The 22038-nt window shown below is 41.5% G+C and carries 21 protein-coding genes; 18 read left to right on the top strand and 3 right to left on the bottom strand.

Annotated elements, in window-relative coordinates; genetic code table 11:
- Positions 1-4 precede the first annotated feature (4 nt).
- A complete protein-coding gene (locus tag PCIT_RS13410) occupies positions 5-1717 on the bottom strand; it encodes a COG3014 family protein (protein WP_010364495.1) in 1713 nt (570 codons plus the stop codon).
- Between the two features lie 184 nt (positions 1718-1901).
- Here PCIT_RS13410 and PCIT_RS13405 point away from each other — a divergent pair, with 184 nt between their 5' ends.
- Together PCIT_RS13405 and PCIT_RS13400 are read left to right on the top strand one after the other, a co-directional pair.
- The gene (locus tag PCIT_RS13405) at positions 1902-2480 is read left to right on the top strand and encodes an LPP20 family lipoprotein (RefSeq protein WP_010364498.1); all 579 of its coding nucleotides are present in this window, start codon (positions 1902-1904) and stop codon (positions 2478-2480) included.
- An 82-nt stretch (positions 2481-2562) separates the two neighbouring features.
- Positions 2563-3927, top strand: a complete 1365-nt coding sequence (locus tag PCIT_RS13400; protein ID WP_010364500.1) for a transglycosylase SLT domain-containing protein — start codon at positions 2563-2565, stop codon at positions 3925-3927.
- A 414-nt stretch (positions 3928-4341) separates the two neighbouring features.
- Here the strand turns inward: PCIT_RS13400 and rne are convergent, their stop codons facing one another.
- Positions 4342-7566: a ribonuclease E gene (gene rne, locus PCIT_RS13395; protein ID WP_021032276.1), complete on the bottom strand. Its 3225-nt coding sequence runs from the start codon at positions 7564-7566 to the stop codon at positions 4342-4344.
- Positions 7567-8080: 514 nt separating this feature from the next.
- Between rne and rluC the strand changes: the two genes are divergently transcribed.
- Positions 8081-9031: a 23S rRNA pseudouridine(955/2504/2580) synthase RluC gene (gene rluC, locus PCIT_RS13390; RefSeq protein ID WP_010364504.1), complete on the top strand. Its 951-nt coding sequence runs from the start codon at positions 8081-8083 to the stop codon at positions 9029-9031.
- Between the two features lie 4 nt (positions 9032-9035).
- Positions 9036-9680, top strand: a complete 645-nt coding sequence (locus PCIT_RS13385; protein WP_010364506.1) for an HAD-IA family hydrolase — start codon at positions 9036-9038, stop codon at positions 9678-9680.
- On the opposite strand, the gene PCIT_RS13380 is transcribed toward PCIT_RS13385, so the two are convergent.
- Complete coding sequence (locus PCIT_RS13380; RefSeq protein ID WP_010364508.1) at positions 9657-10256, bottom strand: Maf family protein; 600 nt, start codon at positions 10254-10256, stop codon at positions 9657-9659. The two genes, PCIT_RS13385 and PCIT_RS13380, sit on opposite strands and share 24 nt — an antisense overlap.
- Before the next feature lie 119 nt (positions 10257-10375).
- On the opposite strand from PCIT_RS13380, the gene yceD reads away from it, so the two are divergent.
- The 14 genes from yceD to PCIT_RS13310 all read left to right on the top strand — a co-directional run bounded on the left by yceD (position 10376) and on the right by PCIT_RS13310 (position 22006).
- Complete coding sequence (gene yceD, locus PCIT_RS13375; protein ID WP_010364510.1) at positions 10376-10900, top strand: 23S rRNA accumulation protein YceD; 525 nt, start codon at positions 10376-10378, stop codon at positions 10898-10900.
- Positions 10901-10910: 10 nt separating this feature from the next.
- Positions 10911-11081 (top strand): 50S ribosomal protein L32, encoded by a 171-nt coding sequence (gene rpmF / locus PCIT_RS13370; RefSeq protein ID WP_010364512.1) that lies wholly within the window; start codon positions 10911-10913, stop codon positions 11079-11081.
- A gap of 11 nt (positions 11082-11092) precedes the next feature.
- Positions 11093-12145, top strand: coding sequence for a phosphate acyltransferase PlsX (gene plsX / locus PCIT_RS13365; RefSeq protein WP_010364514.1), 1053 nt, complete (start codon positions 11093-11095; stop codon positions 12143-12145).
- Positions 12146-12200: 55 nt separating this feature from the next.
- Positions 12201-13127 carry an ACP S-malonyltransferase gene (gene fabD / locus PCIT_RS13360; protein ID WP_010364515.1) on the top strand — a complete coding sequence of 309 codons (927 nt, stop codon included), beginning with the start codon at positions 12201-12203 and terminating at the stop codon, positions 13125-13127.
- A 13-nt stretch (positions 13128-13140) separates the two neighbouring features.
- Positions 13141-13887, top strand: coding sequence for a 3-oxoacyl-ACP reductase FabG (fabG, locus tag PCIT_RS13355; RefSeq protein ID WP_010364516.1), 747 nt, complete (start codon positions 13141-13143; stop codon positions 13885-13887).
- Between the two features lie 218 nt (positions 13888-14105).
- Positions 14106-14342, top strand: a complete 237-nt coding sequence (acpP, locus tag PCIT_RS13350) for an acyl carrier protein (protein WP_010364517.1) — start codon at positions 14106-14108, stop codon at positions 14340-14342.
- An 85-nt stretch (positions 14343-14427) separates the two neighbouring features.
- The gene (fabF, locus tag PCIT_RS13345; RefSeq protein ID WP_010364518.1) at positions 14428-15666 is read left to right on the top strand and encodes a beta-ketoacyl-ACP synthase II; all 1239 of its coding nucleotides are present in this window, start codon (positions 14428-14430) and stop codon (positions 15664-15666) included.
- 61 nt (positions 15667-15727) lie between these two features.
- Entirely contained in the window at positions 15728-16513 is a 786-nt protein-coding gene (pabC, locus tag PCIT_RS13340; RefSeq protein WP_010364519.1) for an aminodeoxychorismate lyase, read from the top strand.
- Positions 16513-17499, top strand: a complete 987-nt coding sequence (gene mltG / locus PCIT_RS13335; protein ID WP_010364520.1) for an endolytic transglycosylase MltG — start codon at positions 16513-16515, stop codon at positions 17497-17499. Before pabC ends, mltG begins: the two co-directional genes overlap by 1 nt.
- Complete coding sequence (tmk, locus tag PCIT_RS13330) at positions 17489-18118, top strand: dTMP kinase (protein ID WP_010364521.1); 630 nt, start codon at positions 17489-17491, stop codon at positions 18116-18118. The genes mltG and tmk overlap by 11 nt, the downstream gene beginning before the upstream one ends.
- Position 18119: 1 nt before the next feature.
- Complete coding sequence (gene holB / locus PCIT_RS13325) at positions 18120-19019, top strand: DNA polymerase III subunit delta' (RefSeq protein ID WP_010364522.1); 900 nt, start codon at positions 18120-18122, stop codon at positions 19017-19019.
- An 11-nt stretch (positions 19020-19030) separates the two neighbouring features.
- The gene (locus PCIT_RS13320; protein ID WP_010364524.1) at positions 19031-19357 is read left to right on the top strand and encodes a PilZ domain-containing protein; all 327 of its coding nucleotides are present in this window, start codon (positions 19031-19033) and stop codon (positions 19355-19357) included.
- Positions 19358-19365: 8 nt separating this feature from the next.
- Positions 19366-20151, top strand: a complete 786-nt coding sequence (locus PCIT_RS13315) for a TatD family hydrolase (RefSeq protein ID WP_010364525.1) — start codon at positions 19366-19368, stop codon at positions 20149-20151.
- A 19-nt stretch (positions 20152-20170) separates the two neighbouring features.
- Positions 20171-22006: a metallophosphoesterase family protein gene (locus PCIT_RS13310; RefSeq protein ID WP_238348025.1), complete on the top strand. Its 1836-nt coding sequence runs from the start codon at positions 20171-20173 to the stop codon at positions 22004-22006.
- Positions 22007-22038: the final 32 nt, after the last annotated feature.

The raw sequence follows: 22038 nt of genomic DNA, 5'->3' as shown, positions 1-22038 counted from the left end.
CTATTTAGTCCAAATTAAAAATTGATGATGACGTCGAAGGCTTTGATTTTTGCGGTGTGTCAATAAATGTTCTTGTATGCCAAAGAGACATTTGACCACTTACATTTACCTTTTCTGTCTGATTAATAACACGTCCCGAATTAAGCTGTGTTTTGATGATGATATTATGTTCACCTGTTGGCAGAGGGATTTGAGCTAATCTGATCTCGGCAGGCAGTGACTGCCACTGTCTAGTGTCTGCAGCAGCAGTGACTGCATTAACAGCTGAGGTTGCAAATTTGGCGAGGCTACCGAATACTTCATGTTGTTGTAAGCCTGTTTTTTGCAACAGCTTTTGAGCGCTGATTGCTTTGACGATTTCTCTGGTTAAAGCAAGTTGAATTTCACTGTTCGCATTTTTTAGCGCGTTTTGTACAGTAAGTAGTTCAATGGAGTGAAAAGGTGTTAGTTGAGAGTGTTTTTGACCATTGATCCAAATCTCAGTACTTTTTATTCTTTCTTTTGGTGGAACTAAGTATGTGACTGAGATCCGAGCGCCATATTGTAATGCATCAATAAGGCCTACTTTTATAGCGTTGTCCCATAGACCACCAAGAGGCAAGCGTTTGGTAACAAAACCAAGCGCAACATCTGATGCATCACCCATCGTATAGTTCTGTATCATATCGAAAACACTGGTGTCAGCAAATAACATCTGAAACCACTGGATCTGTGCTCGGCGTTCCGCGTGTGAGCCAAATGGAATGGGTGTCATAACGAGTGCTTTTGAATCATGATCTGCAGTTAAAACTAGATTAAATTGTTTGCGTTGTGGTGCCACGCCTATATTTTGTATCACGGTCAACTGGCTCAATGGACTTTGCTGCTGTGGATCAACCTTACCTTCTAGGCGCGCTAATTCTGTTTCATAGCCACCGCTTTTTGTCATCACACGTGCTAGGTTATTATAAGCTTGTTTCGTAGTGCGTGAGGGCAGTTGATATTGTTTAGCAAACCCATTTTCATATGCTGATGCAGCTCTTTGATATTGCAGCCTAGCACTGTCTAGTTCACCATTTTGTTCATTGATAACGCCACTGAGGTAATGGGCAAATGCATCATCTTTATAGTCAATATTGGAGAGTAATGCTTTAGGCGCGAAAATCGGTTTTAAAATGGCGTAAATTTGATTCGTGAGCTCATCATTTACAGAGGGGTTGTAGCCCCCAGTTTCATCGGTTAACACTTCTAGATAATTATTCAGTTGTCGCATTTCGACTAGTGCAGAATCTTGTAATGCGGTTTTGTTTTCTGGTTGAGCAATTGCGAGAGCATTGTAATTAAGCGCTTTCATTACATGTAATAACGGTTGGTAATACTTTTGTCCGTGAAATGTTGTATAAGTCGGGCCACTGAATTGTGAAAGGGCGGTTTCAGATAAACTTACCGTATAAAATGACTCTAATAAATCTTTTGCTTGCGTTAGGTGCTTGTTACTTTGCTCATAGTTTTTTTCTAATTGAAAGTAGGTAGCAAGTTCCAAATGATAAAGTAAGCGATTCTTACCTTGGCTACTATAATGGCGCTTGATTGCTGTGCGTGCAGATAACAACTCTCCTTTTTGAGCCAAGCTCAGTGCGTTATTTTTTTCAAAATGCGTTACGTTGCAAGCACTTAAACATGTTAAAGTGATAAGCAGTAGTAAGAGTTTTAAAACGTGTATAGTGATAGAATTCAAAGATGCGTCCTTTGCACTCAATTTCAAATTGAGGATATATTACAATAACTTCTACAAAGTAGATAAAAAGAATTGATATTAAAAGAAAATTTTTGTTAAAAAACGTTCGTACACTTTATTACTGTTAATACAGATTAGATTTGCTAGATTAAACATAAACCGCTCAAGGCTTAAAGGAACCAAAATGAAATTGAAACCAATCTTAACGACATTGATTATTGCAGGGACATTGTCTGCGTGTAGCGCGACCAAAGACGATTCAGCATCTGGCTCGAGTGTAAACATTCCAGAATGGGTGCTTAATCCTGTTGTAGAAAATGGTATTGCAGCAGCTGATTGCATTAAGTATTCAGGTAATATTTCGATTGATCAAAAAATGGCCGTTGCAAATGCGCGTTTAGCGCTTGCACAGCAGATTGAAACTCGTATTGAAGGCTTAGATAAAACATTTGCAAATAGAACTGATGTAAATGATGAATCAAGTGTCGGTACCACGTTTAGCTCAGTATCAAAGCAGTTGACTAAGCAAACATTGAATGGCTCTCGCATTGTTAAAGCAGATGTTGTAGAAATTGGAGGCAAGGATTATTTTTGTGCATTGACGACGTTGTCTCCAGAGTTAACGAAAACTTTGTTTAAAGATTTGATCAAAGAAACGAAGCCAAAAATTAATGCGAAGGATGAACAATTCTTATATCAGGAATTTAAGGCCTTTAAAGCCGAACAAGACCTAGATAAAGAAATTGCTAAACTAACGAACTAGCATTTGGAGTTTCGCGTAATGCCGAGCGTTGCGCGATATTCTATATCTAGTTTTACAAAAAGCGATCACCGAGGACGACATAGTGAAAAAACTAATCGCGTTTGTTGTCTCAGCTCATCTATTGCCTATTTCTCTGTACGCAAGTCAAGAACAACTCGATGCTGAGTTAGGGCAAGCTATGGCTAGTTGGAAAGCCAGTCAGCAAACAGTACAAGACAAGGATGAGTTTGAGCAATTCAAAGCACGGCATTTTCAGCAATATGATAAATATATCGAAACACACTTTGCAGAATTTGACGCATACAGAGATGATTTGATATTAGAATGGGGTGATGCGCAAATGTCATCACGGAGTCAATATGTGCATTATTTAAAAAATAGTGACGCGAGGCTCCTTGTTGACTTTGAACAAGATCAGTTAGTTGTTAGTGTTAAACATAATATGAAGCGTGATGTGTCTAAGGGGCAAGCACAGCAAATATTTAAAACGTTCTTACAAGAAAATAGCGCCTTATTAACTGAGTTTTTTCAGCACCAATCAGTCAAACACCAACAAAATGCAATAGAGAAAGGGTCATCTTATATTGTTGATAATGCAAAACGAGCAACCGCGCTGGTGGCTGCAAAGGCGCAAATTAAAACGCAAACATTGCAACAGCAGCAATTAGTTGAAAAACAATTTGATGCAGTGTTAGCAGATACAGACGATACAGTTTCTGGACCGAATGCATTGGATGACTCTAAAGGGAACGAAGCGGCTGAGCAACTAAAGGCTAAAAAGCAAGCGATTGAGGCATTGCAGGTTAAGCGAATAAAAAAGCTTAAAGAAAGTATTAAATCTCTACCCAAAATGAGTGGTGATACCGCAATTACAGAGTTTACGATTAAATTACCTAAAAATACGTTAGCGCAAAAACGCGCCAGCGGTTATATAAAGCAGATTCAGGCACAAAGTGAGAGATTCGCAATAGACAATAGCTTAGTACTCGCGGTTATGCATACTGAAAGCCATTTTAATCCACTCGCTAAATCGCATATTCCAGCATACGGTTTGATGCAAGTCGTGCCTACAAGTGCGGGGGTTGATGTAAATAGATTTCTATATGATATAGATGAGCCTATGTCTGGGCCATATTTATATGTCACAGATAATAATATCGAGGCGGGGACCGCTTATTTACATTTACTAAACGATCGCTATTTACGTCACATAGAAGATCCGCTCAGTCGAAAATATTGTACAATCGCGGCGTATAATACTGGAGCAGGCAATGTCGCTCGGGTATTTAATAGCAATGGTTCACGCAATATTAAACAAGCGAGTAAGATCATCAATTCTATGTCGCCACAACTTGTGCTTAAAACGCTACAAAGCGACTTACCTTATGATGAGACAAAGCGCTATTTAGATAAAGTATTATCAAAAGAAACCTTGTACATACAGTGAATTAATTTAAGTATTACAAACCTTTGCCAACTATGTTTCATAGTTGGCTTTTTTATGTCAAATCAAAACTGCATTATGTAAAAAGGCCTTTTTAGGTGAGGGTGATTCCACTTAAGATATGCCTACGCTGTATATAGTACTTGTTTTAAAACATAGTGCAGGGTGCTAAACCGAATCGTTACTGGTGAGTTTGGAACTGGGTTATCCAGATCGAAAAGTGCTTAATGTCCTGTCTGTGTAAAATTGCATGGGCTTTGAAGAGGGGTCTGTAACAAGTAAAGCAGAAATATGTTTGCCTTGTTATACAGCGTAACGACTTATCGCTAATTATTTGGGGATGTTTTAAAGGGGCAATTGTATAGTTGTATCAAAAAAGGCCGCATTTGCGGCCTTTTTAAGTCAAGTCGATATATTCTAGTCGACTTGTGGTGGTGAGGCCATTTCAGCACTCGCTCTGCCTATTGGGGCTTTCGAGCCTGCAGCTAGGCCTGAGTTTGTTACTAACTCTCGAGCTTCATGTGGCATGGCTGATGGCGTTATTGCTAATGTCCCATCTTCAATACTGCTTGCCTTTTTCATTGGGGCAAAAGCAGTTTTGTTGTAGCGTATGCGTGATGTCAGAGCTGTTTGCTCGTTAGTTGTAGTTACGTGTGTTTCCACAACTGGAGCTTCAACAACTGGAGCTTCAACAACTGGAGCTTCAACAACTGGTGTTTCAACAACTGGAGCTTCAACAACTGGTGTTTCAACAACTGGAGCTTCAACAACTGGTGTTTCAACAACTGGTGTTTCAACAACTGGAGCTTCAACAACTGGTGTTTCAACAACTGGAGCTTCAACAACTGGTGTTTCAACAACTGGTGTTTCAACAACTGGTGTTTCAACAACTGGTGTTTCCACGACTGGTGTTTCAACAACTGGAGCTTCAACAACTGGAGCTTCAACAACTGGAGTTTCCACAACTGGAGCTTCAGCCACTGGCGTTTCAACCACAGGCGTTTCAATAACAGGTGTTTCAACAACTGGTGTTTCAGCCACTGGTGTTTCAGCCACTGGCGTTTCAACTACTGGCGTTTCAACTACTGGCGTTTCAACTACTGGCGTTTCAACTACTGGCGTTTCTTCAGCTACCGGCGCAGGAGAAGTCTCTTCGGTTGCTTTTAACTGAGCTTCATACTCAGCAGCAGCTTGATCTGCTACAGGAACAAATGCAGGCTCTTCCGCTGTCTCGCTTACTTCAGGCTTGCGACGGCGTTGGCCTGCAGCTCTCAAGTGACGAGGTGAACGCCTTGAACGAGTTCTCGGCGCATCTTTATCTGCATCTTCTTGCGCTGTATTTGTGACGGCTTCAGTGACTTCTACAGTTTGTGCTGACGCTTTCTCAATCTCAGGCGCTTTAGACTCAGGCTGGCTAGACTCAACTTTATTTTGGCTCAGCGTAGTTGCTTGCTCTTGAGTTTCTTTACGTGCTTGTCGCTTAGCTGGTTTTTCAACTGGCTTTTCAGAGTGTTGAACCTGCTCTGGTACTTCTGTTGTCTTTGAATCAACTTTTTGCTCGGCTGACTCGTCAACAACACGCACTTTCTTACGCATATTTCTACGCTGACGACGCGGTTTGGCGTTAGTATCTTTGACTTCAGTCGTCTCTTTTACCGTAGACTCAACGTCGTTGCTCGACTTCTGATGTTCACTGCGTTTACGAGTGTTCTGACGACGACGTTTGTTACGACCTTCAGGCTTTTCACTGTTGTCGTTACTTGCTACAGGTGCTTGGCTTTGCTCAGTATTTACTACTTCACTCTGCTCGTCGCGTTTTTTGCCTGAATTGCGACGACGTTGATTGCGTCGGCGGTTATCATTGTTACGACGTGGCTTTCTGTCTGTCGGCTTTGCTTCTGGTTCTGGCGCTGGTTCTGGTTTAGCTTCTTCGGTATCGAATAAGCCTTTTAACCAATTGCCAATGCGCGTCAGTAAGCTAGGCTCTGATTTTTCAGGTGTACTTACTGGCTTTTCTGTTGTTTCTGCAACTGGTTGAGGTGCAGGAGCTGACGGCATTACAACGCCTTTAAGTACTGGCTCTTCTTTTACTGCTGTGACTGTGCGAGCAACTTCAATTGTTTCTGGCTCTGGCACACTCATTTGTTCGTAGCTTGCCGCTTCAGATGTTTCATCTTTACGTAAACGAACAACTTCGTAATGTGGAGTTTCTAAGTGCTGATTAGGAATGATCACCACATCACAATTGTGACGTTTCTCGATACGGTGAACAGACTTGCGTTTTTCATTAAGTAAGTAAGCACCAACTCGAACAGGGACCTGTGCATTGACTTGCGCGGTATTCTCTTTAATCGCTTCTTCTTCGATTAAACGTAAAATCGATAGAGCAATAGATTCGTTTGAACGAATAGTACCTTGGCCATTACAACGAGGGCAAGAATGCTGACTTGCTTCACCAAGGCTTGGGCGTAAGCGTTGACGAGACATTTCAAGTAAACCAAAGCGAGAAATCTTGCCAATTTGAACGCGAGCACGGTCAGGTCGTACGGCATCTTTTAAGCGGTTTTCAACTTCACGTTGGTGACGAGGTGGAGTCATGTCAATGAAGTCAATTACTATTAGGCCGCCTAAATCACGTAAACGCAATTGGCGAGCAATTTCATCAGCGGCTTCTAAGTTAGTATTAAGCGCTGTTTCTTCAATGTCGCCACCTTTGGTTGCTTTTGAAGAGTTGATATCAATTGAGGTGAGTGCTTCAGTAGGATCAATAACAATTGAACCACCAGAAGGCAAACGAACTTCACGCTGAAACGCAGACTCTATTTGGCTTTCAATTTGGTAGTGCGTAAACAAAGGTACATCATTCTGATATAGCTTTACTCGGCTCATAAAATCTGGGCGGAAGCGTTCTATGTGTGCTTTTGCTTCTTCGAAAACGCGCGCTTTATCAATTAATATTTCACCGATGTCACGACGTAAGTAGTCGCGAATAGCACGGAATATCACATTACTTTCTTGATGGATCAGAAAGGGTGCTTTACCGCTATCGGCTGCTTCTTGAATTGCTTGCCAGTGTACCAAAAGTGCTTTCAAGTCGTATTCTAGTTCTTCAAAAGATTTACCAACACCTGCGGTACGAACTATTAGGCCCATCCCTTTTGGCAAATCTAGACGACTCAACGCTTCTTTTAACTCAATGCGCTCATCACCTTCGATACGACGAGAAATACCGCCAGCACGAGGATTATTTGGCATAAGTACTAAGTAGCTGCCAGCGACGCTGATAAATGTTGTTAGCGCAGCACCTTTTTGGCCTCGCTCTTCTTTATCAACTTGGACGATAACTTCTTGCCCTTCTTTGATCACATCTTTGATATTTGGGCGACCATTGAAAGTATATCCAGAAGGAAAGTAGGTTTTTGCTATTTCTTTTAAAGGAAGGAAACCGTGACGTTCAGCACCATAATCAACAAAGGCTGCTTCAAGAGATGGTTCGATACGGGTAATTTTACCCTTGTATATATTCGCTTTTTTCTGTTCGTGACCAGGGCTTTCGATATCTAGATCGTAAAGGCGTTGGCCGTCAACCAGTGCGACGCGCATTTCTTCTTGCTGCGTAGCATTGATTAGCATACGTTTCATATTGTTACTCTACATTTCAATTTTTAGTTAAGTCTGATTGATATCACGAGCCTACATTCAGCGTTCCAAGGTATTTAATACAGTCTCCCGACTGGGGAAATGGGAACAATCAGTAGTACCGGCTTCACAGTGCCTCATTATTGGCTTTTTTCACCATTATATTACTGGCACCTGCGAGCATCGCTATTTGCGTTCGGTGTATGCACGGGCTAAAGGGCTCGTTACTAAACAATCTGACGTATATCTTCTATTTTTTGCTTTTTTATTTCTTACCATGCTTAGCATTCACACTGAGTTCTATTACGCGCAACGCAGTGGGCTAAACGCACGTGTTTTAATTGGGGCTAAAAAGCGTTGGAGATCCAAGCTTCAATCTGTATGATCTGGCACCCAAGATGTGCATCACGGTCGATTTTTGCGATAAAAAGCAAATTCGCAAAAATTTGCGGGCCGATTATCCCATTAATATACTCGTGATAGCAACTAAATTATTACTCAAATCAGTGATTAGGCAATGTCAGAAAAACCGGCTCTAAAAGTTAGCTTTGTAACTATCAACGAAGACCAAGATGGTCAACGAATAGATAACTTCTTGTTGACGCATTTAAAGGGGGTACCAAAAAGTGCCATCTATAAAATTTTGCGCAAAGGAGAAGTGCGAGTTAACAAAAAACGCGTTAAACCAGTGTATCGACTCCAAGTTGATGATTTAGTACGTATTCCGCCAGTAAAAGTGGCAGAAAGGGAAGAGTTTGTACCAAAAAATCTAGATAAGGTTGCAGGGCTTGAAGATGCCATTATTTACGAAGATAAGTATCTAATTGTTATAAATAAACCTTCTGGAATGGCGGTGCATGGTGGGAGTGGTTTAAGCTACGGGTTAATTGAGGCAATGCGCGCACTTCGCCCGGATGAAAAAAGCTTGGAATTGGTGCACCGTTTAGACCGAGATACATCGGGTTGTTTACTGATTTCAAAGCGACGCTCGGTCCTAAAAAGTTTACACGAGCAGTTGCGTGAAAAAACGATGGAGAAAAATTACTGGGCGTTAGTAACCGGAGAGTGGCAATCCAAAACAAAAAATGTCACTGAACCACTACGAAAAAACACGTTGCAGTCAGGTGAGCGTGTTGTTCGAGTTGATCATGAAGAAGGTAAAGCATCCCACACTCGCTTTAAAGTGTTGCAGCGTTTTGATGACTGCACGCTAGTACAGGCGTCTCCGGTAACGGGGCGTACGCATCAAATACGTGTTCATACACAATGCAAAGGTCACCCTATTGCGTGCGATGATAAGTATGGCGATCAGGTATTTGACGGTAAAATGCGTAAATTGGGTTTAAATCGTTTATTTTTGCATGCACATGATATTCGCTTTTTTCACCCGAAAACAGAAACGACTCTACGTGTAGAAGCGCCGCTGGATAAAACATTAAAGAATTGCTTGAAGGTATTACGAGGTTAAGGTTATGAAATATCAGCTGATAATTTTTGACTGGGACGGGACATTAATGGACTCGATACCAAAAATTGTCAATAGCCTAAAAATGGCAGCACGACGAGCTGATGTACCTGAGCCAAAAGAGCGTGATGCAACCGCGGTTATTGGTTTGTCTCTGGAGGTCGCGATTGCGACCTTGTTTCCAGAACATAAAGCCTTATGGAGGCAGTTGGTCGATGCCTACCAAGTCAGTTATCGCGAAAGTGATAGCTTTGAGCCTGTGATGTTTGAGGGAACTGCTGAGCTACTTATGGCGTTGCGCGATCAGGGGTTGTTATTAGCCGTTGCGACAGGTAAAAGTCGCAAAGGTCTAAACAGGGTACTAAACGAATCAGGGTTGAGTGATTACTTTGTTACCAGTAGAACCGCTGATGAAGCAAGCTCAAAACCGGCTCCTGATATGCTTGAGCAAATTATCAATGAACTTGGGGTCGCTGCAAGTTCGGCATTGATGGTTGGCGATTCTTTATTGGATATGCAAATGGCGAATGGTGCAAATATTGACGCTGTTGCGATGAGTTGGGGTGCTGCTGATACAGTAGCGTTATCAGCAACAAATGCGTTAACAGTCTGTGATAACTATGCGCAATTACAGAGCGCTATTTTCCGTTAACACGTCGACTCCTTGTTCTAAGAGCATCTGCGTTAGCTTGATTAAGGGTAATCCAATCAAGCTATTGGGGTCATCACCTTCCAACTTATCAAATAAGCAGATCCCAAGTCCTTCACTTTTAAAGCTTCCCGCGCATTGATAGGGTTGTTCGGCATCACAATAGGCACTTATTTGACTGTCATTCAGAGTGCGAAAGTAAACATGGAACGGCTCTACAATAGAAACGCATTTATTTTGTTCAATGTTATAAAGGCACAGCCCCGTAAGAAATGTCACTTTTTGCCCACTAAACTGTTGTAATTGCGCGATCGCATTTGATTTGGTGTGGGGTTTACCTAAAATTTGGTTTTGATGGACAGCAACCTGATCTGAACCAATAACGAGGCCTTGCGTATAGTGTTTTGTAGCAGTACGTGCTTTTTGCTCTGCTAAACGCAGTACCAATTGTTCAGGCGTTTCATTAATCAGGGCTGTTTCATCAATTTCGGGACTGAAAGAGGAAAAAGGAAGGTTTATTTTTTTTAAAATAGACTGCCTAAATTCAGAACTAGAGGCTAGAATAAGAGGGATTTTCATAAATACTCTTAGGTCATTGTAAACTTGAAGCTAGGATAGGGCGCAATCAAGCGAAAAACAAAGGAAAGTTTGATATTTATTTTGACTAACATACTAACAATCTATATGATGCAGCCCCTATGCAAAAGGTGAAAATTCCCGTCACTCTTGATCCAAGCAGAGCAGCTCAGCGCCAACTAAGTTATGATGGTGTTGTTCAACTCGAAGAACTTTCTCGTTTAGAGCAAGTTGTGCGTGATCAAAGCGGTGAAATAGCGGTACAAATTCATTGCAAGAATGATGAGCAAGGGCTAACAGTTGTGCATGGTTCTATCCAAGCACATCTTACTGTTGTTTGTCAGCGTTGTAATGATGAACTAGGGTTGGATTTGGTCCAAGACTTTATGTATTCTCCTGTAAAGGCGGATGCTGAGTCAGACGAACTTCCTGATAACTACGATATAGTAGAATTGGATGAAGATGGTGAAATTAATCTTCGAGAATTAATCGAAGATGAATTGATTTTAGCGATTCCAATAGTTCCTACTCATAACGAAGTTAACTGTTCTTATTCTGAGAAGCCAGCCAGCTTCGGAGAAGTAGATGCAGAAGAGAGTAAACCAAATCCATTTGACATTTTAAAACAACTTAAGAAAGATTCTTAGGAGAAGGCTCATGGCAGTACAAAAAAGCAAAAAGTCTCGCGCAAGACGTGGTATGCGTCGTTCACACGATGCGATCAGTGGACCAGCTTTAACTGTAGATCAGGTTTCAGGCGAGACTCATCGTCGTCACCATGTGACTGCAGATGGTTACTACAAAGGCGTTCAAGTAATTTCTAAATAAGAGATTGCTTGATGCTGACTCATCTAACCATAGCGTTAGATATGATGGGGGGCGATTACGGCCCCCGTTCATCTATTCCTGCTGCAGTGTCTGCGGTAAATAAACACGCAAATTTAACTCTACTCCTATGTGGCAGCGAACAACTCATTCGTGAACGCCTATCAGATCTTGATTCGTTAAATCATCCCAGATTGATCATTAAGCACTGCTCTGAAGTTGTAACTAATAGCTGTGAGCCTGCGTCAGCATTAAGAAATAAAAAGTCATCTTCAATGCGGGTTGCTTTAGAACTTGTAAAATCAGGTGAGGCACAAGCATGTGTTAGTGCTGGTAACACTGGTGCATTGTTTTTTATGGCACACTATGTACTTAAGATGCTACCGGGGATTAAACGTCCGGCTTTGATTTCCGCAGTACCAACAGAAAAGAAGCAACCTGTCTACTTACTAGATTTAGGTGCGAATGTGCACTGTGATGCTGATACGTTATTTCAATTTGGTGTCATGGGGTCAATTGTCGCCGGCCAAGCGCAAAATATCGATAAGCCAAAAGTCTGCTTACTAAATATCGGTTCAGAAGAAATTAAAGGCCACGATACAATCAAACAAGCTGCACAAATGATGAAAGCAACACCTCAGATAAATTATCAAGGGTACTGTGAAGGCAGTGATATGTTTTCAGGCAAGGCCGATGTTATAGTTTGTGAGGGGTTTGTGGGTAATGTGGCATTGAAAACGTGTGAAGGAATCGCGAAACTTATCATGTATAAGTTTACAAAAGCATTGAAAAAGCATGTATTTTATCGTTTATTAGCACTAGCGCTTCGACCTATAATAAAAAAGCTGTATAAACGTGTGAACCCCGACCAGTATAACGGCGCAAGTCTGGTAGGATTGCGGGGTATTGTTGTTAAAAGTCATGGAAATGCCTCAAATAAAGCATTTCTTGCTGCAATTGAAGAAGCTTCACGAGAAGTAGAACGCTGTATTCCGGAAAAAATTCAAGCTACTTTTGCACAGATCACAGCAAAACCAGAACATTCGTCATCTTCGCTCGAAAACTAAAGTATATAGTTGTGTTGAGCGAAAATGGCACAACTATATATTTTAAGAGCACAATATGTCAGAAAAAATCGCACTTTTATTTCCAGGCCAAGGCTCTCAAGCGGTCGGTATGCTTGAAGAACTCCTTGCTACATCAGACACAGTTAAAGCGACTTTCTCAGAGGCTTCTGCAGCTCTGGGTTATGACCTAGCTGAGTTGGTTTTAAATGGGCCAGAATCAGATTTAAATCAAACACACCGTACACAACCGGCACTTCTTACTGCGAGTGTTGCTATTTATCGTCAGTGGCGCGCGAATAACGCTGACTGTGAGATTGTTATGGCAGGCCATAGTTTAGGTGAGTATTCAGCATTAGTTTGTGCGGATGTGCTGACACTGAGCGAAGCTGTCAAGTTAGTTGAAAAGCGTGGTTTATACATGCAAGAAGCTGTACCAGCAGGAACAGGTTCAATGGCGGCAATAATTGGTTTAGACGATGCAACAATTGCTGATGTATGTGCTCAAAATGCACAAGAGCAGGTTGTATCACCAGTGAATTATAATTCACCTGGCCAAGTGGTGATTGCAGGTCATAAAGAAGCTGTAGCACGTGCATCAGACGCGTGTAAAGAAGCTGGCGCAAAACGCGCATTGCCTTTATCTGTGAGTGTACCTTCACACTGTGCTTTAATGAAGCCAGCAGCAGACAAATTAACGGCAGATTTAGAGCTGTTAGCATTTAATGATGCTAAGGTTGACGTCATTAATAACGTTGATGTGGCAGTTTCTGGCACAGAAAAAGAAATTAAAGACGCGTTAGTTCGTCAACTATATAGCCCTGTGCGTTGGACTGAAACGTTCCAGAAACTAGCGGCGTTGGGTGTGACCCAAGCGTATGAATTTGGCCCTGGTAAAGTATTGACAGGGTTAGCTAAACGTATTGATAAATCAGTGGTATGTAGTGCAGTGAATGACACCGCTACTATCGAATCTGCAAAATAATTAGAGAAAGAACATGAGCAATCTATTTTCATTAGAAGGTAAAGTCGTACTAGTCACTGGTGCAAGCCGTGGCATTGGTAAAGCAGTAGCAACTGAATTAGTGGCACAAGGTGCAATTGTTGCTGGAACTGCAACAAGTGAATCCGGTGCTGACAAAATCAGTACTTACCTTGGAGAGCAAGGTAAAGGGTATGCACTAAATGTAACAGATGCAGACTCAATTGCTGGCACGCTTGCTGCAATTAAAGCAGATTTGGGTGATATTGATGTACTCGTTAATAATGCTGGGATCACTCGCGATAATCTTTTAATGCGCATGAAAGATAATGAATGGAACGATATTATTGACACGAACTTGAGCTCAGTCTACCGTTTATCGAAAGCGGTACTGCGTCCAATGATGAAGAATAAATGTGGCCGTATCATCAATATAGGTTCTGTTGTGGGTACGATGGGCAATGCGGGCCAGGCAAACTATGCTGCAGCAAAAGCGGGCGTAATTGGCTTCACTAAATCTTTAGCTCGTGAGGTCGCATCTCGAGGCATCACTGTGAACGTTGTCGCACCAGGTTTCATTCAAACAGATATGACAGACGAACTAACTGATGAACAAAAAGCGGCAACACTTGCTAATGTGCCAGCAGGTCGTTTAGGTCAACCGCAAGAAATTGCTGCTGCTGTGTGTTATTTAGCATCTGATGCTGCAGCATATGTTTCTGGTGAAACATTGCATGTAAATGGTGCAATGTACATGGTTTAAGGCACTATTGAGTGCAATAATAAGTTTAATTTTTTGTGATCGTGTTGCAAACAGTCTTGAAATCGCAGTCAAAATAGGCGATAAAAGAACAAAATATGTAGTAACAGGTTTGACCAGATAAAAAATTCTGAGCAAATCCTTGAATCACAGTATTATGCGCCGTACACTACGCCGCAATCTGAAAATAACGCAAATGCGTTTAAATAAAGGAAAGAAGAATGAGCGACATCCAAGAACGCGTAACGAAAATCATTATTGAGCAACTAGGTGTTAAAGAAGAAGAAGTTAAAAACGAAGCGTCTTTTGTAGACGACTTAGGTGCTGACTCTCTAGACACTGTAGAACTAGTAATGGCTTTGGAAGAAGAGTTCGACACTGAGATCCCTGATGAAGAAGCAGAAAAAATTACAACTGTTCAAGCAGCGATCGATTACGTTACAGCTCACGCAGAGTAAGTAACTAATCACTGGGGCAGCATTCGCTGCCCTTAGTCTTTATATCCCCTCATACAATATAATAATCCCTTTTTTGGAGGTCACCGTGGCTAAACGTCGAGTCGTAGTAACTGGCTTAGGTATGCTTACGCCGCTAGGTAATGATGTATCATCAACTTGGCAGGGTTTATTAGATGGCCGTAGTGGCATCGAAAACATTACTCATTTTGATACTTCAAGCTTTGGAACTAAATTCGCTGGATTGGTGAACGACTTTGATGTTACGCAGTTCATGCCAAAGAAAGATGCTAAGAAGATGGATTTATTTATCCAGTATGGTATCGCAGCGGGTGTTCAAGCTTTTAAAGATTCTGGTCTAGAGATCACAGACGAAAATGCAGCACGTATTGGGGTTGCAGTGGGTTCTGGGATCGGTGGACTGACACTGATAGAAGAGAATCATGTTAAGCTATTAAACAGTGGTCCACGTAAATTGTCACCATTTTACGTGCCGTCGACCATCATTAACATGATCTCAGGTCATCTATCTATTATGCATGGGCTTCGCGGTCCTAACATCTCTATCGTTACAGCATGTACAACTGGCCTGCACAATATCGGCCATGCGGCACGTATGATTGCATATGGCGACGCGGATGCCATGGTAGCCGGTGGTGCAGAAAAAGCATCAACGCCTATTGGCATGGGTGGCTTTAGTGCGGCGAGAGCATTATCTACGCGCAATGATGACCCTCAAGCGGCATCTCGTCCGTGGGACAAAGACCGTGATGGTTTTGTTCTGTCTGATGGAGCAGGTGTGATGGTGCTTGAAGAATATGAACATGCTAAAGCACGTGGAGCTAAAATATACTCAGAGCTAGTCGGTTTTGGCATGAGTGGTGATGCATTTCATATGACTTCACCACCAGAAGATGGTTCTGGTGCTGCATTGGCAATGGTTAATGCATTAAAAGATGCAGGCGTAAATGCAGAGCAAATCGGTTATATCAACGCACATGGCACGTCAACTAATGCCGGCGATAAAGCTGAAACACAGGCTGTTAAATCTGTATTTGGTAGTGCTGCTGATAAAGTAATGGTTGGGTCGTCTAAATCTATGATGGGGCATCTATTAGGTGCTGCTGGCTCTGTAGAATCAATCATCACTGCGTTGTCGTTACAAGAACAAAAAGTATCACCAACGATTAACTTAGATAACCCTGATGAAGGGTGTGATTTAGATTATATTGCTCACACCGCGCGAGATGCAACATTAGAGTATGCTTTATGTAACTCTTTTGGTTTCGGTGGGACCAATGGTTCTTTGCTGTTTAAAAAGGTATAATATTTAGTCAGTAAGGAATAATTAAAAGCCTGGCAATGCCGGGCTTTTTTGTAGGTGTTAGATGAATATAATAATGACAGACACAATCTCTTGCAAAGATCGGGGGCTGCAGTATGGAGACGGCTTTTTTACGACTGTGCAAATCAAAGCGGGGCAACTCGAATTGTGGTCATTACACGTACAGCGATTGCAGCAATGCCAACAAAGGTTAGGGTTTCCAGCATTTAATTGGCAAGAACTCACCGAGCATTGTACTGAGGTAGCAAAAACACATCAACAAGCGGTATTGAAGATTATTATTACTCGCGGTGTAGGAGGGCGAGGTTATACCCCCCCAGTAAACGTAACACCAACGGTGACCGTATCTGTAAGCGAATTCCCAATACATTACACGCACCTTTCCCAAACAGGCTTGTGCTTGGGGATCAGTAACATTCAATTAGGGCATCAACCATTGTTGGCGGGTTTAAAAACATTAAACAGATTAGAGCAAGTTTTAATTAAACAAGACGCGATGCAATTTAGTGATGATGATGTAGTCGTTATGGACATTGATAACTATGTTATAGAAACTTCTGTTGGCAACATTATTGGCTATAAAGAGGGAGAGTTTTATACGCCAAAGTTAGATAAATGCGGTATTGAAGGGGTATATCTAAAGCATCTGGCCAAGCACCGTTTAATCAAGCCTAGCCAAATAAAGTTAGAGCAACTACTTGAGATGGAGGCTGTTGTGGTATGTAATAGCTTAATGGAGTGCATGCCTGTTTCGCAATTGGGTGAAAAAGCATATGATTTAGGTATAGCGTTTCATGCCATTAGAAAACTCAATAACAAGGTTCCGTAGTGAAAAAAGCTTTGCTGTTAATAATTACATTCATCGTTATCGTATCGGTATTTTTTACACATCAAGTCGAGAAGTTGAAATCATTACCACTTAACAATGTACAAAGCTTATATCATGTTAAGCAAGGCACTGGGTTTAACCAGTTATGCCAGGCGTGGCAAGACAAACGGTATATAGAATCCTGTTTAGCGTATAAGTTTTACGCTAAACTTTTCCCCGAGAGGGTCACATTAAAAGCGGGCGTTTACGATATTAGCGATTTAACGGTGCTCGCTGCAATTGATAAAATTAATAAAGGACAGCAACATCAGTTTCTCTTTACCATCATCGAAGGTGAGCAACTGCGCGTTGTACTTAATAAGCTTAGAGATAGTCGTTATATTAGATATGATGTTGAGTTAACATCACTCCCTAGACAACTTGCACTTGATAGCTCTGCTGAGGGCTACTTATTACCAGAGACATATGCTTACACCGCTGGTACTAGTGCGGTGTCAATTATGCAAAGAGCTAAAAGCAAAATGGATGACGTGTTAGGTAAAGAGTGGAGTAATCGAGCAAATAACTTGCCGATAGACACGCCATATCAAGCTTTAATATTAGCGTCAATTATTGAAAAAGAAACAGGGTATGGGCCGGAACGAGGCTTGATCTCGTCGGTATTCACAAACAGATTGCACGCTAAAATGCGATTGCAGACAGATCCTACGGTTATTTACGGGCTCGGAGAGCAATTTGATGGGGATATAAAACGGCAAGACTTGCGACAATATACCCCATATAATACATATAGAATAAATGGCTTACCACCAACTCCCATTGCCATGCCTTCACAAGATGCTATTCGGGCAGCGTTAAACCCTGAAACATCGGATTATTTTTATTTTGTTGCAAAGGGTAATGGTCAGCATCAATTTTCAAAAGATTTAGCAGCACACAATCGTGCTGTACAAAAATATATTTTAAAGAGACGTAATGACAGCTAAATTCATCGTAATAGAGGGCCTAGAAGGCGCAGGTAAATCTACCGCAATGCAGGCATGTCAGCAGTTTTTAGCTGATAAAGCCATTGATTTTGTTCAGACACGTGAACCAGGTGGTACCCCATTAGCAGAAGCGTTACGTAACCTTATTAAGCAACAGCACGAAGAAAATATAGCGCCTGAAACAGAGCTGATGATGATGTATGCAGCGCGTATGCAGTTATTACATAATGTTATTACTCCAGCGCTTAGTCAAGGTAAGTGGGTACTGGGTGATCGCCATGATATGTCTTCACAAGCTTATCAAGGAGGGGGACGAGGTTTATCACAGCAGACATTAACGTCACTCTCAGATATCGTTTTAAAAGGGTTAGAGCCTGACTTGACACTATATTTAGATATTAGACCTGAAGTCGGACTGGCTAGGGCGAAAGGCCGTGGCGAGCTTGACCGGATTGAACTTGAGGCGCTGGACTTTTTTGAGCGAACGCGCACGCGTTATTTGACGTTGGCGAATGCCAATGAGCGATGCGTTATCATTAATGCTGAGCAATCAATAGAGCATGTTCACCGGGATATTATCGCCGCGTTACATAGTTTTTATCTTAGTGTGAAAGCCTAATATGTACAATTGGCAGCAGAATTTGTGGCAGCAACTGCATGATAGCTTTCAACAGCAGCGTTTTCATCATGCGCAATTATTTATTGGCTTATCTGGGGTTGGTAAATTTGATTTAGCTAATCAGCTTGCTAGTACTTTGCTATGTGAGCGCCCTGAAGGTTTTAAGCCTTGTAATGCTTGTAAAACATGTGGATTACTGGCCGCTGGCACACACCCTGATAGACTGCTAATAAGTGCTGAAGCAAATAGCATCGGCGTTGATGCGATACGCAGTTTAAGCGATTTTGTACATCACTCTGCCCTGCAAGGCGGCAATAAAGTGGTGATAATCAAAGATGCTGAGAAAATGACGCACTCTGCAGCTAATGCGCTGTTAAAAACCTTAGAAGAGCCGAATTTAAATCGATATATTTTATTAACATGCAATGATAAAAGCCAGTTACCAGCGACGGTTCTGAGTCGTTGTGGCCAACAAACCGTTGCTGTAATTGATGAATCACGCTCACAAGCTTGGTTAGCAGAACAACACATTCCGCTGCATGAGTTTGCTTGGGCCGCACAGTTTTATTCGCAACCCTTAAAGTTAGTGCAGTGGCATCAAGAGGGGATGTTAGAGAAAATCCAGACGCTCTACTTATTTGCAAGTCACTTAAAAGCAAGTCATAATTTTGCCGACGTACAAAAGATTTTGACAGAGCATACCTCATTGGTCGCTGTATTTTACGTATTTATCAATCAACAGCTTAAATTTAGTTTACAACACGGTTTGGCTTTTAGTGCGTATAATGATGCGCAAAAAGCGATGCATCGTTTTATGTTAGATACACAACAGATCCTAGGCTTAAATCAATCATTAGGGCTAGCCAAGCTGATATATACGTTACAAAACGCAATAAAATAGGATGTAACATTGTGCAAGAGTTATTAGTAGATTTTGAAGATTTAGACGAACTGTACCGTTGTTATATGCCTGCGCTAAAGCATGGTGGTTTGTTTGTAAAGACCAACACACGCTATGAACTTGGGCAGCCAGCTAACATGCGCGTAACGCTGCCTGATGCATTAGAACATGACTTAGTCTTGGGTAAGATCGTATGGATCACCCCTCAGGGTGCACAAAACTCAAACCCTCCCGGAGTTGGCATTGGTTTTATTGAAGATAAAGACCGTGTTAACGACAAAATAATTAAATTATTAGGCACCATGCTTAACGCCGATAAACCCACCTACACCATGTAAGAGTAGTTATGATTGTAGATTCTCATTGCCATTTAGACAGGCTTGATTTTGACAAGCTAGGACAGGACTTACCTGATATTTTACAAGCTGCAAGAGCAAAGCAGGTTGAGCACTTTTTATGTGTGAGCGTGACGCTTGAACAGTTTCCTAGCATGCTCGACACCATTCTTCCCTATAAAGATATTTCCGCATCATGTGGCGTACATCCATTAGATCAAAAAGATCAATTAGATAAAGCGTTGCTACGTCAGTTAGCTGGGCATGAACGTGTCGTTGCGGTGGGGGAAACTGGGCTTGATTATTATTATTCAAAAGATACTCACCAAGTCCAACAAGATAGTTTTGTTGGCCATATTGAAGTAGCAAACGAGCTAAACAAACCTCTTATCATTCATACACGTGATGCACGTGAAGACACGATCGCGTTAATGAAAGCTCATAACGCTGAGCAGTGCGGTGGTGTATTACATTGTTTTACCGAAGACTGGGCTATGGCAAAAAAAGCCATTGATATGGGGTTTTATATTTCAATTTCAGGGATTGTCACGTTTAAAAATGCAGTTGAATTAAAGGACGTGGTGAAACAACTTCCGTTAGACCGGTTATTAATTGAAACCGACTCTCCTTATTTAGCGCCTGTTCCTTATCGTGGTAAAACTAACCAGCCTGCTTATGTGCAAGATGTTGGTTATTATATTGCTGATTTAAAAGGGCTGACCTTCAACGAGTTGGCGAAAGCGACAACGGATAACTTTTATCAATTATTTAATTTAGCCCCAAAAGTGAATGCCTGATTGTAATAATAATTTGCCTATGATGCTACTTAGCCCGATGATCCGTCGAGCTGAGCAGCATCAAGTATGCGTCCAACTGGCGACAAGCAGTGCTACTCAGATCTCGTTTTCAGTATCTGGGTACGACGTTAATTCGGAACAAACAACACTTGTGTTGGGAAAGTACTGCTACCTACATACCGTAATCGTTACGCCAGAGCAAGGTGACTTTGTCACCGATAAAGCATTGGGTTATGAAGTCTATTTTGATGATAGAGCGCAACCATTGGATGAACTGTGTTATGAAGGCCTATCATCTCCACAGTTCATAATCCCTAAGCAGCTCACTAAAGTGTTACATGGCTCTTGTCGAAACCCACATCATTCAAGCAAAGACAGCTTGGTAATGGCTGATACACAATTAGAGAGTTTTCGGAAACAAGGTCAGAGCGGGCCAAGTTTATTGCTGATGTCGGGCGATCAGATATACGCAGATGATGTAGCTGGTGCGATGCTACTTGCTATTCATCAGTTAATAGAAAGACTCGGTTTATATAAAGAAACGCTCAACGGCTTAGGTCCCCTAGAAGATATTACAAAGCAGCTGTTTAATCGGGAAAAAATATTACCAAAAACACCATGGCAAGCCTGTTCCAAGCGTTCTATGAGTTACTGGACTAAAACGGATGATCCACACTTTACGAGTATGCATGCGTGTAACCACCTAATGCATTTTGAAGAATTTATCGCCTATTACTTGTTGGCGTTTAGTCCTGTGGTGTGGACATTGATTGACACGGATAAAATTAGTTACAAAGAACAATATCCAGCTAAGCGACAAAAGTTTTATGATGAATGGCTGGTGTTACAGGAGTTTATTACTGGGTTGTCTAGCACCCAGCGCTTATTTGCTAACATTTCTACATTAATGATGTTCGATGATCATGATGTAACGGATGATTGGAATTTAACTGCGCAGTGGGAACAAGCCATTGCTAGCAATGCAGCCAGTAGTCGAATTATACATAATGGGTTACTAAGCTATTGGTTATTTCAGGGCTTAGGCAATGATGCAATGGTAGATTCTAAAACGTTGTTAGCGCCTTTTAAAGCAAGCTTAGTTGAAGGGCAGTGGCAGTTTTCGACTTTAGACAAAGAATTACAACGATTTGGGCGATGGCATTTTTGTTTGGATACATTTCCTAAAGTGGTCGTATTAGATACGCGCACACACCGTTGGAGAAACGAACAAAATTTTGCAGAGCCCAGTGGTTTGATGGACTGGGAAATGCTAATGGAGTTGCAAGAGACCTTAATTAATCACGAAGCCGTTATCTTAGTATCACCCCCTCCTGTCTTTGGTGTTAAATCAATTGAAGCTATCCAAGCTGCTTTTAACATATGTGGTCAGCCTTTGATGGTGGATGTTGAAAACTGGATGGCTCATGAGGGGTCTGCCAAAAAGCTATTAGATATATTTAAGCGTGCAGACACGCCAAAGGAAACGATAATTTTGTCAGGAGATGTACATTATTCGTTTTGTTTTTCAGTACAGTCTCGGTTTGGCCGACATCATAATCGAATTTGGCAGTTAACTGCATCAGGGATTAAAAATGAGTTTCCTAAAAAGTTAATTGCTTGCTTAGATAAATTAGACTCTATTTTTTATGGTCCGTGGAGTCCACTAAACTTCTTTACCAAACGTTGGCAAATGGAAGTGAATAAGCACCCTGTGTATCATGCGACTAAAAAACAACCTTATTTAGTGTCTAATAGCGCTATAAGCCTTATTAGCTTAAAGCAAGGAAAGTTAGCTAAGTATGAATTATGGCACGGAGACGGTTCAATCAATCAGTTTTGCTTAGATTTGGAATAAAATACCCTGTAATTTATAGGGTTTGCTATATT

Origin of the sequence: Pseudoalteromonas citrea (assembly GCF_000238375.3) — a bacterium.
Taxonomy (GTDB): Bacteria; Pseudomonadota; Gammaproteobacteria; order Enterobacterales; family Alteromonadaceae; genus Pseudoalteromonas; species Pseudoalteromonas citrea.
Note: the sequence above shows the minus strand (reverse complement) of the source record. Positions and strands in the feature narration are given on the sequence as shown.